Annotated in this window: 10 protein-coding genes and 2 pseudogenes; 9 read left to right on the plus strand and 3 right to left on the minus strand. The window is 71.2% G+C overall.

Going from position 1 to position 13,755, the window contains the following annotated elements; genetic code table 11:
- Positions 1 to 39: 39 nt before the first annotated feature.
- Positions 40 to 278 (minus strand): annotated as a pseudogene (locus KUM44_RS02830) (hydrogenase expression protein HypE); the annotation flags it as partial.
- Positions 279 to 428: 150 nt separating this feature from the next.
- Entirely contained in the window at positions 429 to 2,078 is a 1,650-nt protein-coding gene (locus KUM44_RS02835; RefSeq protein ID WP_217205991.1) for a sigma-70 family RNA polymerase sigma factor, read from the minus strand.
- Between the two features lie 486 nt (positions 2,079 to 2,564).
- On the opposite strand from KUM44_RS02835, the pseudogene KUM44_RS02840 reads away from it, so the two are divergent.
- The 9 genes and pseudogenes from KUM44_RS02840 to KUM44_RS02880 form a co-directional block, all read left to right on the plus strand.
- Positions 2,565 to 2,808: pseudogene (locus KUM44_RS02840) on the plus strand (hypothetical protein); the annotation flags it as partial.
- Positions 2,809 to 3,096: 288 nt separating this feature from the next.
- Positions 3,097 to 3,618 carry an NUDIX hydrolase gene (locus KUM44_RS02845; RefSeq protein WP_217205993.1) on the plus strand — a complete coding sequence of 174 codons (522 nt, stop codon included), beginning with the start codon at positions 3,097 to 3,099 and terminating at the stop codon, positions 3,616 to 3,618.
- A gap of 57 nt (positions 3,619 to 3,675) precedes the next feature.
- Positions 3,676 to 4,851, plus strand: coding sequence for an FAD-binding oxidoreductase (locus KUM44_RS02850; protein ID WP_217205994.1), 1,176 nt, complete (start codon positions 3,676 to 3,678; stop codon positions 4,849 to 4,851).
- Entirely contained in the window at positions 4,848 to 5,135 is a 288-nt protein-coding gene (locus KUM44_RS02855) for a (2Fe-2S)-binding protein (RefSeq protein ID WP_217205995.1), read from the plus strand. The genes KUM44_RS02850 and KUM44_RS02855 overlap by 4 nt, the downstream gene beginning before the upstream one ends.
- Positions 5,116 to 6,549 carry an FAD-dependent oxidoreductase gene (locus KUM44_RS02860; protein ID WP_217205996.1) on the plus strand — a complete coding sequence of 478 codons (1,434 nt, stop codon included), beginning with the start codon at positions 5,116 to 5,118 and terminating at the stop codon, positions 6,547 to 6,549. The genes KUM44_RS02855 and KUM44_RS02860 overlap by 20 nt, the downstream gene beginning before the upstream one ends.
- Positions 6,550 to 6,662: 113 nt before the next feature.
- Complete coding sequence (locus KUM44_RS02865; protein WP_217205997.1) at positions 6,663 to 7,568, plus strand: dihydrodipicolinate synthase family protein; 906 nt, start codon at positions 6,663 to 6,665, stop codon at positions 7,566 to 7,568.
- Positions 7,569 to 7,570: 2 nt separating this feature from the next.
- Complete coding sequence (locus KUM44_RS02870; protein WP_217205998.1) at positions 7,571 to 8,572, plus strand: proline racemase family protein; 1,002 nt, start codon at positions 7,571 to 7,573, stop codon at positions 8,570 to 8,572.
- Positions 8,573 to 8,727: 155 nt separating this feature from the next.
- A complete protein-coding gene (locus tag KUM44_RS02875; RefSeq protein WP_217206000.1) occupies positions 8,728 to 9,426 on the plus strand; it encodes a GntR family transcriptional regulator in 699 nt (232 codons plus the stop codon).
- Positions 9,427 to 9,764: 338 nt separating this feature from the next.
- Entirely contained in the window at positions 9,765 to 10,277 is a 513-nt protein-coding gene (locus KUM44_RS02880) for a hypothetical protein (protein WP_254388952.1), read from the plus strand.
- Between the two features lie 78 nt (positions 10,278 to 10,355).
- On the opposite strand, the gene KUM44_RS02885 is transcribed toward KUM44_RS02880, so the two are convergent.
- Positions 10,356 to 13,730 (minus strand): pyruvate carboxylase, encoded by a 3,375-nt coding sequence (locus KUM44_RS02885; RefSeq protein ID WP_217206003.1) that lies wholly within the window; start codon positions 13,728 to 13,730, stop codon positions 10,356 to 10,358.
- Between the last annotated feature and the right edge of the window lie 25 nt (positions 13,731 to 13,755).

Genomic DNA, 13,755 nt, shown 5'->3' on the forward strand with positions numbered 1-13,755 from the left:
GTGCGATTCCGTGGACGAGGTCACCCAGGCCGTCCTGGCGTAGTCGGCGAGGCCCGTGCAGCCGGTCGGGTTGCCGGACATGGCGTGGACGCCGCCGAAGGTGGCACAGATGCCGGCGCGACCACCGCCCAGGCCTTGGCGGCCAGTTGGTCGATCCACCAGTTCAGGGTCTGCGGCTCACCGGTCTCCGGGTCGTTGCCGAACGACGTCCAGTAGCCGTCGCCCTCGATGATGTTCTGGCTGGGGAGCGAGCCCTCGATGACGGGGATGAACGGGGTCGGCAGGGTCTGCGGCAGGCCGAGCGCGGCGGGACACATGGCTTCAGAGGGAGGCAAGCGCGGCGTCGAGGAGGGTGGCGAGGTCGTCCACGTCGGTCGGCGTGAACTCGCCGGACGCGATAGCGCGCCGTACGGCGTCCTCCGCCCGGTTCACTGCTTGGCGCCGAAGTTCTGCGTCCACCAGGGGCCGCCGCTGCCCTTGTGGATGCCGACGCCGATGTCCTTGAACGCGCAGTTGAGGATGTTGGCGCGGTGGCCGGGGCTGTTCATCCAGGAGTCCATCACGGCCTCCGGGGTCTGCTGGCCCATGGCGATGTTCTCCCCGTATGTGGACCAGGTGTAGCCCGCGGCGGTGATGCGCTGCCCGGGGTCGGCGCCGTCCGGGTTGGTGTGGTCGAAGAAGTCGCGGGCGTCCATGTCCTCGGAGTGGCCCAGCGCGGCCTTGTTGAGCAGCGGGTCCTCGGAGAGGGGACCGCAGCCGGCGGCCGACCGCTCCTTGTTCACCAGGGCGACGACCTGCGCGACCTCGCCCGCGGGGGCCGCCTGCGCCTGGGGCGTGCTGGACGCGGTCCGGGTCGGCCGGGTGGACGGCCGGGGAGTCGGCGCGCTCTTCCCGGTCGGGCGTGGGGACTTGGAGGGCCTCGCCTTCTTCGAGGGCGAGGCGGACGGCGACGGGGACTTCGAGGCCGACGGAGAGGTCTCGACGGGCTTGGGTTCCGACATGTCCACGGCTGGCGCGCCGGCGGTCCGCGAGGCGGCGGCTTCCTCGGTGCTGCCGGTCCCGGGCGCCGTGTCGAAGTACCAGAGGCCACCGCCCGCCACGCAGAGCGCGACCACGACACCGCCGACGGCTCGGCGCCGGATACGCCGACGCCGGCGGGCCTCGGTGCGGGAGGTCGCACGGCCGCGCCCGCCGCGGTGCCCGGATCCGGGACCCGATCCGCCAGGGCCCGCGGACGAGGGCAGCCGGGACGTGGAGCCGGCCAGGGCCATGCCGCCGGAGGCGGACAGCACGCTGTCCAGCAGGGCGGGCGTCGCGGCGACCAGCGCCAGACCGGCCAGCAGCCCCTCGGCGGGCATCAACCCGCTCCACAAACCGGAGCAATGCCCGCAACCACGGGCATGCCGGGCTATTCGCTTGCGCCACAGCGCCGACGGCCGGCCGTCCCAAGAGGCCAGCGTGCCCTGGAGTTCCGGGCAGCGCGGCCGCGCGTCGAGCGCGCGCACCACCACACGCGCCGCCTCCAGCTGTGCCTTCATCCGCTGCACCCGGACCGCCGTGTGCTGCGGCGACAGTTCCAGGGCCCCGGCCACCTCGGACCGCGTCAACTCACCGGCGCACTCCAGCCACCACAGCGACAACAGCCCCCGGTCGTCCGGCTCCAGCCAACGCGTGGCGCGGGCGGTCTCCTGCCGCTGGCCGGACAACTGGAGCTGCACCAGGGTCAGGTCCACGAAGTCGGCGCCCGGGTCGGCGAGGTCCTCGGCCTCCTCGACGGCGCCCGGAGCGGACTGCCGGTCGTGCCAGTGTGCCCGGACCTGGTTCATCGCGATGGCCACGAGCCAGGAGCGGAAGTTCTCGGGGGAACGCAGACCCCCCAGCGCGTCGAGGGCTCGGAGCATGGTGTCCTGCACGACGTCGTCGACGTCGACCGAGCCGTTCAGTGCCCGTCCCACGACGTTGTAGACCAGCGGGAGATAGGCGCTGACCAGGGCGTCCTGAGCCTCCGGATCGCCGCCGCGGGCAGCGGTCACCAGTGCCAGTACCGCCGACTCCCTCGTGCGCTCTGCACCACTCATCAAAAACTTCCCTGTCCTCGACGCCGAACGATGCTGTCCGATACCTGGGAGATCGATCGGTGGGCTCGGGATAACAGTTCTTCGGACGCATGTTCCACGAGAGACTCATGGGGTCCGTCGAGCGGCGCAATGGGGAAAGTCACATCGAGGGGGACGGACCGCTGCCGAGCGGCGACATGGGGCCGCAGTCCAGGACCAGTACGCCCCCCTCGTCCTACTTCACCGCCTTATGTCAGGGGTGTTGGGTCGAGCTTGAAACGCAATCCGGTAGGTCCGGGACTGTGACCCGTCCTCGCTCGTCACGGTGACGACCGGCTGGTCCAGCGCGACCACGTCTTCGCCGGTGCCGGTACGGGTGCCTGCCAGACCAACGGCATGGTGACCGAGCCGCGCCTCCTACGCGTACACGCTGGATCCCGCGACCGACGTGCCCTCTCGCGTCCGGCCCCCCAGGAAGACCCCTCCATGAGTTCACGCCCAGCCCCGATGCCCTCGCGGCGCACGCCCATACCCTGGCGCAGCCAAGCGGCCGTGACAGCGCCGGCAGCCGCCCTGCTGACCGGTCCTTGCATCGCACAGGCCACCCCGCGGTCCGCACCGGCAGCCCGGGAGCAGCGACCCGGGCAAGACCAGCACCGTCCGGTACGACCCGGGCGTGCCCACCGCCGACGGCAACATCAACGGCACCATCCGCTTCGGCAACCGCGGCTACATGAACGAGCGGACCGCCTCCAAGGGCCTGGTGCCCGGGGGCCGTTCGGCGCTCCCGGGCTTCTCCGTAGGGTGATGCGCGCGTCCTGCTGTGTGGCGGGGCACCGGGCACTGCCCTCCGTCCGGTCGTCAAGGAGCAACAGGCCGTGAACGTCGAGATCCCTCCTTATCGTGATGGGCGACGGCGACCTGTTCGAGGACTGCCCCGAGCTGGCCGTCGGCTACATCCGGGAACCCGACCGGATCCAGATCCAGTACGCGAGCCCGGCCTCCGTTGCGGAGCGCCGCTCGGACGAGGAGGACCCCCATGAGCGCGTCCGGCGAGAAGGAGCTTGTCGAGCGGGTCGACGAGCACGACGAGATCGTGGCCGTCGTCAGCAGAAGCGATGCGATTCGCCACGGGTGGCTGCATCGGATCGCGACGGTCGTGTGCCGCGACCCCGCCGGACGGACGCTGGTGCACCGCCGCCCCGACCACGCCTCACGTTTCCCGGGCCGGTTCAACTGGATGCTCGGCGGCGCCGTAGAGGTCGGCGAGTCCTACGAAGAGGCCGCCGCGCGGGAGGTGACGGAGGAACTGGGTGTCCGGGTGTCTCCGAGGTTCGTGCTCAAGTTCCCGTGCGCGGGCGCGATCAGCCCGTACTGGCTCGGCCTGCACGAGGTGGTCGTCACCGAACCCGTCGAACCCGACCCCGAGGAGATCGCCTGGCACGACTGGTTGACGGAGTCCGAACTGGTCGAACTGGTTCGCCATGACGCGTTCGTTCCCGATGCCCGCGAGGCATTCGACCGCTACCTCGCCGTGCGGAAACGCGGAAACACCAGGTGAGAGCGGCTTCGCCGCAAGGGCAGTGGCGGCACCAGTGCTATATGACATGATGCCGACATGACTCATCCATCCCCCGGCCCCGATGTCCTGGTCATCGGGGCAGGCATCGTGGGTGCAGCGTGCGCGTACTACTGCACGGCCGCCGGACTGCGGGTCACCGTGGTCGAACGGGGTGCCCTCGGCAGTGGCACCACCAGCGCCTGCGAGGGCAACATCCTGGTCTCCGACAAGGAGCCCGGACCCGAACTCGACCTGGCCCTGCTGTCCTGTCGTCTGTGGCAGGAGATCGGCGAGGATCTGGGCAGGGGCGCGATCGAGTACGAGGCCAAGGGCGGCGTGGTGGTCGCGGGATCGCAGCAGACGGCCGAGGGACTGCGGCGCCTGACGGCGGGCCAGCGGACGACGGGGGTCGACGCGGTCGACATCGCCGCGGACGAGTTGTTCGAGCTGGAGCCCAACGTGACCCGGGAAGCCGTCGGCGGGGCGTTCTACGCCCAGGACGCGCAGGTCCAACCGACGCTGGCCGCCGCCCAACTGCTGCGCCGGGCCAGGCTGCGCGGGGCGACCGTCCATGTCGGCACCGGCGTCACCGGCTTCGTGCGCGACAAGCGCGGCGCGGTCACGGGAGTGCGGACCGACTCCTGCGACGTCCCGGTCCTGCACGCGCGGTGGGTGATCAACGCGGCGGGCACCTGGGCCGGGCAGCTGTCCGAACTCGCCGGCGCCCCGGTGCCGGTCCTGCCGCGCAAGGGCTTCATCCTGGTGACCGAACCGCTGCCGCGCGTCGTACGGCACAAGGTCTACACCGCGGAGTACGTGGCCAATGTCGCCAGCGGCGACGCGGGCCTGGAGACCTCGGTCGTGGTCGAGGGAACCCGGGCCGGCACCGTCCTGATCGGCGCCAGCCGTGAGCGGGTCGGCTTCGACCGCACGGTGTCCCTGCCGGTGCTGCGCAGGCTGGCGGCCCAGGCCATCGGCCTCTTCCCGTTCCTCGCCGACATCTCCCTGCTGCGCACCTACCTCGGGTTCCGCCCCTACTGTCCGGACCATCTGCCCGTCATCGGCCCGGACCCGCGCGCACCCGGTCTGCTGCACGCCTGCGGCCATGAAGGAGCGGGGATCGGACTGGCCGGCGCCACCGGTCATCTGCTGGCCCAGCATCTGTCCGGTGAGAAACCCGATCTGGACCTGACGCCGTTCCGTCCGGACCGCTTCGAGGAGGCGACCCCTTGACCCCTGCGCCACTCACCTTCACCTTCACTTTCGACGGCGAGCCCGTGCAGGCGCGGTCCGGGCAGAGCGTGGCCGCCGCTCTCCTCGCCTCCGGTCGGCGCTCCTGGCGGCGCACCCGCACCGAAGGCCGCCCGCGCGGCGTGTTCTGCGGCATCGGTGTGTGCTTCGACTGCCTGGTGACCATCAACGGGCGCCCCAACCACCGCGCCTGCCTCGTCGAGGCCCGGCCCGGCGACACCGTCTCCACCCAGGAAGGAACGGGTCATGACGACCTCGCGTGCTGAGCTGGGAGGCACCCTGTACGACATCGCGGTCCTCGGCGGCGGACCGGCCGGCCTGTCAGCGGCCGTCGCCGCCGCGACACAGGGCAGCCGTACGGTGCTGATCGAAGCGGGAGCGCGCCCGGGCGGCCAGTACTGGCGTCACCGCGACGGCGACGACGGCGCCTTGCACCACGGCTGGGGCCAATTCCGGCGCCTCCAGCGGAAGTCGGCCGCACACCATCTCCTCGACCACCGCTTCGGCCACTCGATCTGGCACGTGGAACGCACCGCGGAAGGCTTCGTCACCCACACCACCTGCGACGACGTCCCCCGCACCCTCCGCAGCCGGACCGTGATCGTGGCAACCGGTGCCTACGACCGCCAACTGCCCTTCCCCGGCTGGACGATCCCGGGGGTCTTCACCGCCGGAGCCGTTCAGGCCCTCCTCAAGGGGCAGGGCGTCCTGGCCGGGAAGCGGATCGCCGTCGCGGGCACCGGGCCCTTCCTGCTCCCGGTGGCCGCGGGCCTGGCCGAGGGCGGCGCCACGGTCGTAGGCGTCTTCGAGGCCGGCAGGCCCACCGCCTTCGGCAGGCATCCGATCGCCACCCTGCGCAATCTGCCCAAACTGGCGGAAGGCGCCGGGTACTTGAGCACCCTCCTCAAGCACCGCATCCCCTACCGCACCCGCACCACCGTCGTCGTCGCCCATGGCACCGACACCGTCACCGGGGCCACCGTCGCCCGGCTGGACGACCAGTGGCGGATGGTGCCCGGCAGCGCCCGCGAGATCGACTGCGACACGGTCGCGGTCGGCTACGGCTTCACCCCACAGACCGAGATCCCCCTGCAACTCGGCTGCGAGATGGCACGGGACGCCGACGGCAGCCTCGTGGCCCGCGTCGACTCGCGGCAGCGCAGCACTGCCGACGGTGTGTACCTCGCAGGCGAGGTGTGCGGCGTGGGCGGAGCACAACTCGCCGTGACAGAAGGTGAGTTGGCGGGGCTGCATGCCTCGTACACCACCCATGGTTCCTCCGTGGACCGTCGGCGTCTGACCCTGCTGCTGCGACGGCGGGCCGCCCAGCGGTCCTTCGCCGCGGCCATGCACCAGGCGTATCCGGTGCGGGACGGCTGGCAGAGCTGGCTGGACGAGGGCACCACGGTCTGCCGGTGCGAGGAGGTCACCGCCGGGACCATCCGCGAGGCGGTCGGCGACCTCGGGGCGACCGACCCGCGCGCGGTCAAGCTCTACGCCCGCCCCGGCATGGGTCTGTGCCAGGGCCGTGTCTGCGGCTACGCCACCACCTGCCTCGTCGCCCGCGCCAACGACCGGCAGCCCACCGCCGACGACCTGCGCGGCATGGCCGCCCGCCCCGTCGCACAGCCCCTCACCCTGGGCGCCCTCGCCGCCGGAGACGACGACAACAGCAGCTGACGGCAGCGGATTTGCCCACGTCACCAGTGACAGGGGCTCGCGGTCTATGTAATGTGATATTGCACTGTTCCTGATGGCTACCGATGGTGGGATCACCGACACGTGGAGGACTCATGACCCGGGCGAAGCCCTGGCACGGCATGCTCGTCGCGACCGCACTCCCCCTGCGCGAGACACCGAACGGCGACCTGGCCGTCGACTTCGACGCCTACGCCGACCACGTCGCCTGGCTCGCCGCCAATGGCTGCGACGGTGTCACGCCGAACGGTTCCCTCGGCGAGTACCAGAACCTGTCCGCCGAGGAGCGCGCCCAAGTGGTCACCACCGCCGTGGCCGCCGCTCCCGAAGGCTTCACCGTCATGCCGGGCGTGGCCGCCTACGGCGCCGACGAGGCCCGCCGCTGGGCCGAACAGGCCGGCGAGGCGGGCGCCTCCGCCGTGATGCTGCTCCCGCCGAACTCCTACCGCGCCGACAACCGCGCGGTCGTGGCGCACTACCGCGAGGTCGCCAAAGCCGGCGTGCCGGTGGTCGCCTACAACAACCCGCACGACACCAAGGTCGACCTCGTCCCCGAGCTCCTCGCCGAGCTGTTCGACGAGGGACTGATCGTCGCGGTCAAGGAGTTCTCCGGCGACATCCGCCGCTACTACCGGATCACCGAACTCGCCCCGGGCCTTGACGTCCTGGCCGGCACCGACGACCTGGCCCTGGAGATGGCCGTCTCCGGGTCGCCGGGCTGGATCTCCGGCTACCCCAATGCCCTGCCGCGCGCCTGCGCCGCCCTGTGGGAGGCGGCCGGCAAGGGCGACCTCGCCACCGCCCTCCCCCTGTACCGCATCCTCCACCCGCTGCTGCGCTGGGACTCGCGCACCGAGTTCGTGCAGGCCATCAAGCTCAGCATGGACCTCGTCGGCCGCTACGGCGGTCCCTGCCGCCAGCCCCGCCTACCGCTCACTCCCGAGCACGAGGCGCTCGTGCGCACCGCCACCGAGAAGGCCATCGCGGAAGGGCTCGCCTGACCATGCGCAGCAACCGGGTCTTCCACGCCGTCGACTCCCACACAGAGGGGATGCCGACCCGGGTCGTCACCGGAGGCGTCGGAGTCGTCCCCGGGGCCACCATGTTCGACCGGCGCCGGTACTTCATCGACCACCTCGACCACATCCGCCGGCTGCTGATGAACGAGCCGCGCGGTCACTCGGCGATGAGCGGAGCGATCCTCCAGCCGCCGACCCGGCCGGACGCGGACTTCGGCGTCCTCTACATCGAGACCTCCGGCTGTCTGCCCATGTGCGGGCACGGCACGATCGGCGTCGCCACGGTCCTGGTGGAGACCGGCATGGTCGAGGTCGCAGAGCCGGTCACGACGATCCGGCTCGACACCCCGGCCGGGCTCGTCGTCGTCGACGTCCGTGTGGAGGACGGCTCCGCCAAGGCGGTCACCCTGCGCAACGTCCCCTCGTTCGCCCTCGCGCTGGACCGGACAGTCAAGGTCGCCCCGTGGGGCGAGCTCGCCTACGACATGGCCTTCGGCGGCAACTTCTACGCCATCGTCGAACTGGACGACCTCGGGATCCCCTTCGAACGGGCCCACAAGAACCGGCTCATGGAGGCAGGGCTGGCCATCATGGCGGCCATCAACGAACAGGACCGGCCCGTCCATCCCGGCAATCCCGAGATCAACGGCGTCCACCACGTCCACCTGACCGCACCCGGATCCACCGCCGCCCACTCCCGGCACGCGATGGTCATCCACCCGGGCATGTTCGACCGCTCCCCCTGCGGCACGGGCACCAGCGCCCGCATGGCCCAGCTGCACGCGCGCGGACTGCTGCCGCTGAACACCGAGTTCCGCAACGAGTCGTTCATCGGCACGCACTTCATCGGCGAACTCGTCGAGGAAACAGAGGTGGCCGGCCGCCGTGCGGTCATCCCCACCGTCACCGGCCGCGCCTGGATCACCGGCACCGCCCAGTACATGTACGACCCGGACGATCCCTTCCCGCAGGGGTTCGAGCTGTGACCGCCCCGTGCACACCCCGGCGGCAGGGATGTCGACGGTGTGCACGGAAACATGCGATACATCACATACCGTCGGCCGGATAGCATGGCCCAGCCACGGCTGACGTCGAAGTCGAGCGTGGAACGATCCCGCCGCCGACAGTGAGGAAGCCAGCCATGAGCGCGGACGACGGCACGACCGTGAACCTGCCTTCGTTCCGTGGCCGCCGGAACCTCCGCCAGGAGATCACCGAGACCCTCCGCGGGGCGGTCATCGCCGGCGAGATGACACCGGGCGTCGTCTACTCCGCCCCCAGCCTCGCGGAACAGTTCGGCGTCTCCCCGACCCCCGTGCGCGAGGCGCTGCTCGACCTCGCCAAGGAGGGCCTCGTCGAAGTCGTCCGCAACAAGGGCTTCCGCGTCACGGCGCTCTCCGCGAAGGAGCTCGACGACATCACCGAACTCCGGGCGCTCATCGAGCCGCCCACGATCCGCCGGATCACGGAACAGGGTGTGTCGGCGAAGGCCGTCAAGCAGCTGCGTCCGCTCGCGGCCGGTATCGAGAAGGCGGCGGCGCGCCGGGACTTCATCGCGCACGTCACCATCGACATGCAGTTCCACCTCGCCCTGCTGGAACTGGCCGGCAACCCCCGCCTGCTGGAGACGGTGAGGTCCCTGCGCACCAGCTCCCGCATCTACGGCCTGCGTGAACTCCCCGCCGGTGACGCGCTGTTCGACTCCTCCCACGAGCACGCCGAACTGCTCGACCTCATCGAGGCCGGCGACGCGGACGGCGCGGAAGCCCTGATGCGCCGTCACATCAGCCATGTACGAGGCATCTGGAGCGAGAAGAACCTCGCCGAGGACCCCGACTGACCTACGTACGCGTCCGGTTCGCCGGTCCCTGGGCCGGAAATCGACGAATGCCCGAGAACATCCGCACCCGATGGCGCTCCCCGCCTCCCCGGACATCCGCGATCACGCCAATGTCGGCACGCGGCACCTCACGGGCGACGAGCACCGCGCGGCTCCCCCCGGTCGCCCCTGCCCTCCCCGTGCCTGCACAGATGCGGCCCCACCGGCAGCTTCACATACTCGCCACAGCACTCTCACACCTGGCACACATTCGGCCGATCGGCGGCCCGCGTCCCCTGCGTGAGGCAGACGGCGGGCAGGTCGCCTGCCTAGCCTCCCGGGCCATGCGATCACCACGTATGAGACGCCTGGGTCTCACCACCGTTCTCGGTCTGTTCCTCGCGTTCTTCGGCCTGGCCCCCAGCGCGAGCGCGGCCGACCCCGCGCCGGCCGGCCTCACGTTCGCCGCCGACGCCGCCACCACGACGCCCGGCGGCACGGTGCAGCTCTCCATGACGCTGACCAACAACAAGACGTACGACGTCCTGTTCGTCTACCAGACGATCGAGCCCACCTGGCTCACCACCCAGCGCCCCGACCTGAAGTACAGCTTCACCGGCTGCACCCTCGCCGGCACCGCGGGCAGCACCCCGTGCACCGGGACCGGCCCGAGCAACCTCGGCGCGAATTACGGAGCCACCATCCCGCCCGGACAGAGCCGGACCGTCACGCTGACCCTCCAGGTCGCCGCCGACTCGGGCTGCAACGGCAACATCGGCTTCTACTCGTACTACTACGCCGAGTTCAGCGACACGACGAACACCAGCGGCGGCCCGGTCTTCACGCCTCAGACCCGGGTGCTCTGCGCCTGAACCCCGCTCGGCCCTTCGATCAGACCCGCCGACGCCCCGCGCAGGTTCCTCACCTGCGCGGGGCAACACGCGGTCGGATCAGGCGAGTTCCACCAGGAGATCGCCGCCCTCGACCTGCTGGATGGGGTTGATGGCCAGGCGAGCCACCCGGCCGGACTTCGCGGCGGTGATCGAGGCCTCCATCTTCATCGCCTCGATGGTGGCCACCGTCGCACCGGCCTCCACCTCCTCGCCCTCGGTGACCGTGAGGGTGACCACGCCGGCGAACGGGGCCGCGACATGGCCGGGGTTGCCCCGGTCGGCCTTCTCCGTCACCGGGACGTCCGAGGCGGCCGCCCGGTCGCGGACCTGGATCGGGCGCAACTGGCCGTTCAGGGAAGACATCACGGTACGCATGCCGCGCTCGTCCGCGTCACCGACGGCCTGAAGCTCGATCAGCAGCCGGACACCTCGCTCGAGGTCGACGGCGTACTCCTTGCCCGGGCGCAGCCCGTAGAAGAAGTCCTTGCTGTCGAGCACGCTGGTGTCGCCGTAGGTGTCGCGGTGGCTCTCGAACTCGCGGGTCGGCGCCGGGAACAGCAGCCGGTTGAGCGTCTCGCGCCGGTCCTTCGCCAGCCCCTCGCGGTCGTCGGCGGTCAGTTCCCGCACCGGCTTGGCCTCGGCGCGGCCCTTCAGCGCCTTGCTGCGGAAGGGCTCGGGCCAGCCGCCGGGCGGGGTGCCCAGCTCGCCGCGGAGGAAGCCGATGACGGAGTCGGGGATGTCGAAGCGGTCCGGATCCGACTCGAAGTCCGCCGGGGAGACGCCGGCACCCACCAGGTGCAGTGCCAGGTCGCCGACCACCTTGGAGGAGGGGGTCACCTTCACCAGGCGGCCCAGCATCCGGTCGGCGGCGGCGTACATCGCCTCGATGTCCTCGAAGCGGTCGCCCAGACCCAACGCGACCGCCTGGGTGCGCAGGTTGGAGAGCTGCCCGCCGGGGATCTCGTGATGGTAGACGCGGCCGGTCGGCGAGGCCAGGCCCGCCTCGAAGGGGGCGTAGACCTTGCGGACGCTCTCCCAGTACGGCTCCAGGTCGCCGACCGCCTGGAGGTCGAGGCCGGTGGGCCGTTCGGAGTGGTCGGTCGCGGCGACGATCGCGGACAGCGACGGCTGCGAGGTCGTACCGGCCATGGACGCCACGGCCCCGTCCACGGCGTCCGCCCCGGCCTGGATCGCGGCGAGGTAGGTGGCGAGCTGCCCGCCCGCGGTGTCATGGGTGTGGATGTGCACCGGCAGGTCGAACTCCCGGCGCAGGGCCGACACCAGCTTCGCGGCGGCCGGTGCCCGCAGCAGACCGGCCATGTCCTTGACCGCCAGGACGTGGGCGCCCGCGTCGACGATCTGCTCGGCCAGGCGCAGGTAGTAGTCCAGGGTGTACAGCTTCTCCGCCCGGTCGGACAGGTCGGAGGTGTAGCACAGGGCCACCTCCGCGACGGCCGTACCGGTCTCCCGTACGGCCTCGATGGCGGGCCGCATCTGGTCGACGTCGTTGAGGGCGTCGAAGATGCGGAAGATGTCGATGCCGGTGGCCGCCGCCTCCTGCACGAAGGCATCAGTCACCTCCGTGGGATACGGCGTGTAGCCCACGGTGTTGCGGCCGCGCAGCAGCATCTGGAGGCAGATGTTCGGCGCGGCCTCGCGCAGGGCGGCGAGGCGCTCCCACGGGTCCTCGGCGAGGAAGCGCAGGGCGACGTCGTAGGTGGCGCCTCCCCAGCACTCCAGGGACAGCAGCTGGGGCAGGGTGCGCGCCACGACGGGGGCGACGGCGAGCATGTCCTTGGTGCGGACCCGGGTGGCGAGCAGCGACTGGTGGGCGTCGCGGAACGTGGTGTCGGTGACGCCGATGGTCGGCGAGGCGCGCAGCCAGCTCGCGAAGCCCTCCGGGCCGAGTTCGGCGAGCCGTTGCCGTGACCCGGCCGGCGGCTCACCGGCGGGCAGCGCGGGCAGCTTGGTCAACGGGTCGATGAGGTCGGGCCGTTCGCCGTGCGGCTTGTTGACGGTGACGTCGGCGAGGTAGGTGAGCAGCTTGGTGCCGCGGTCGGCGGAGTGGCGGGCGGTGAGCAGGTGCGGGCGCTGCTCGATGAAGGAGGTGGTGACCCGGCCGGCCTGGAAGTCGGGGTCGTCGAGGACCGCTTGCAGGAAGGGGATGTTGGTGGCCACGCCGCGGATGCGGAACTCGGCGACGGCGCGCCGGGCACGTCCGACCGCGGTGGTGAAGTCCCGGCCCCGGCAGGTGAGCTTCACCAGCATCGAGTCGAAGTGCGCGCTGATCTCCGTACCGGCGTGGGTGGTACCGCCGTCGAGACGGATGCCCGAGCCGCCCGGCGAGCGGTAGGCGCTGATGCGGCCGGTGTCCGGCCGGAAGCCGTTGGCGGGGTCCTCGGTGGTGATACGGCACTGGAGGGCGGCGCCGCGCAGGGTGACGGTCTCCTGGGCGAGGCCGAGGTCGGCGAGGGTCTCGCCGGCGGCGATACGCAGCTGCGACTGGACCAGGTCGACGTCGGTGACCTCCTCGGTCACCGTGTGCTCGACCTGGATGCGCGGGTTCATCTCGATGAAGACGTGGTTGCCCTCGCGGTCGAGGAGGAATTCCACCGTGCCGGCGTTGCGGTAGCCGATCTGCTCGGCGAAGCGCACGGCGTCGGCGCAGATGCGGTCGCGCAGGGCGGGGTCGAGGTTCGGGGCGGGGGCGAGTTCGATCACCTTCTGGTGGCGGCGCTGGACGGAACAGTCCCGCTCGAAGAGATGGATGACGTTGCCCTGGCCGTCGGCGAGGATCTGCACCTCGATGTGGCGGGGCTCGACGACGGCCTTCTCCAGGAAGACCGTGGGGTCGCCGAACGCGGACGCCGCCTCGCGGGAGGCCGCCTCGATGGACTCGCGCAGCTGGGCGGGCTCCTCGACGCGGCGCATGCCGCGCCCGCCGCCGCCCGCGACCGCCTTGACGAAGACGGGGAAGCCGATCTCCTCGGCGGCCCGGACCAGCTCGTCCACGTCGGTGGACGGTGCCGAGGAACCCAGCACCGGCACACCGGCCGCGCGGGCCGCCGCCACCGCGCGCGCCTTGTTCCCGGTCAGCTCCAGGATGTCCGCGCTCGGTCCGACGAACGTGATGTCCGCCTCCTCGCACGCCCGGGCCAGATCGGGGTTCTCGGACAGGAAGCCGTACCCCGGGTAGACGGCGTCGGCTCCCGCGCGGCGGGCCGCGCGGACGATCTCCTCCACGGAGAGGTAGGCCCGCACCGGGTGGCCGGGCCGGCCGATCTCGTAGGCCTCGTCGGCTTTCAGCCGGTGCAGGGAGTTGCGGTCCTCGTGCGGGAAGACGGCGACGGTGCGCGCTCCCAGCTCGTAGCCTGCGCGGAACGCACGAATCGCGATCTCGCCGCGGTTGGCTACCAGCACCTTGCGGAACATCCTTGATCCCTTCAGCCTGCCGGTG

The sequence above is a fragment of the Streptomyces sp. AC550_RSS872 genome, from assembly GCF_019049285.1.
Lineage (GTDB): Bacteria > Actinomycetota > Actinomycetes > Streptomycetales > Streptomycetaceae > Streptomyces.

What these genes read in the sequence shown, in the direction of transcription:
- KUM44_RS02875 (WP_217206000.1), top strand. Translation starts at nt 8,728, where the DNA reads ATGAGCGCGGACGACGGCACGACCGTGAACCTGCCTTCGTTCCGTGGC.
- KUM44_RS02870 (WP_217205998.1), top strand. Translation starts at nt 7,571, where the DNA reads ATGCGCAGCAACCGGGTCTTCCACGCCGTCGACTCCCACACAGAGGGG.
- KUM44_RS02885 (WP_217206003.1), bottom strand. Translation starts at nt 13,730, where the DNA reads ATGTTCCGCAAGGTGCTGGTAGCCAACCGCGGCGAGATCGCGATTCGT.
- KUM44_RS02860 (WP_217205996.1), top strand. Translation starts at nt 5,116, where the DNA reads ATGACGACCTCGCGTGCTGAGCTGGGAGGCACCCTGTACGACATCGCG.
- KUM44_RS02865 (WP_217205997.1), top strand. Translation starts at nt 6,663, where the DNA reads ATGACCCGGGCGAAGCCCTGGCACGGCATGCTCGTCGCGACCGCACTC.
- KUM44_RS02880 (WP_254388952.1), top strand. Translation starts at nt 9,765, where the DNA reads ATGAGACGCCTGGGTCTCACCACCGTTCTCGGTCTGTTCCTCGCGTTC.
- KUM44_RS02835 (WP_217205991.1), bottom strand. Translation starts at nt 2,078, where the DNA reads ATGAGTGGTGCAGAGCGCACGAGGGAGTCGGCGGTACTGGCACTGGTG.
- KUM44_RS02845 (WP_217205993.1), top strand. Translation starts at nt 3,097, where the DNA reads ATGAGCGCGTCCGGCGAGAAGGAGCTTGTCGAGCGGGTCGACGAGCAC.
- KUM44_RS02850 (WP_217205994.1), top strand. Translation starts at nt 3,676, where the DNA reads ATGACTCATCCATCCCCCGGCCCCGATGTCCTGGTCATCGGGGCAGGC.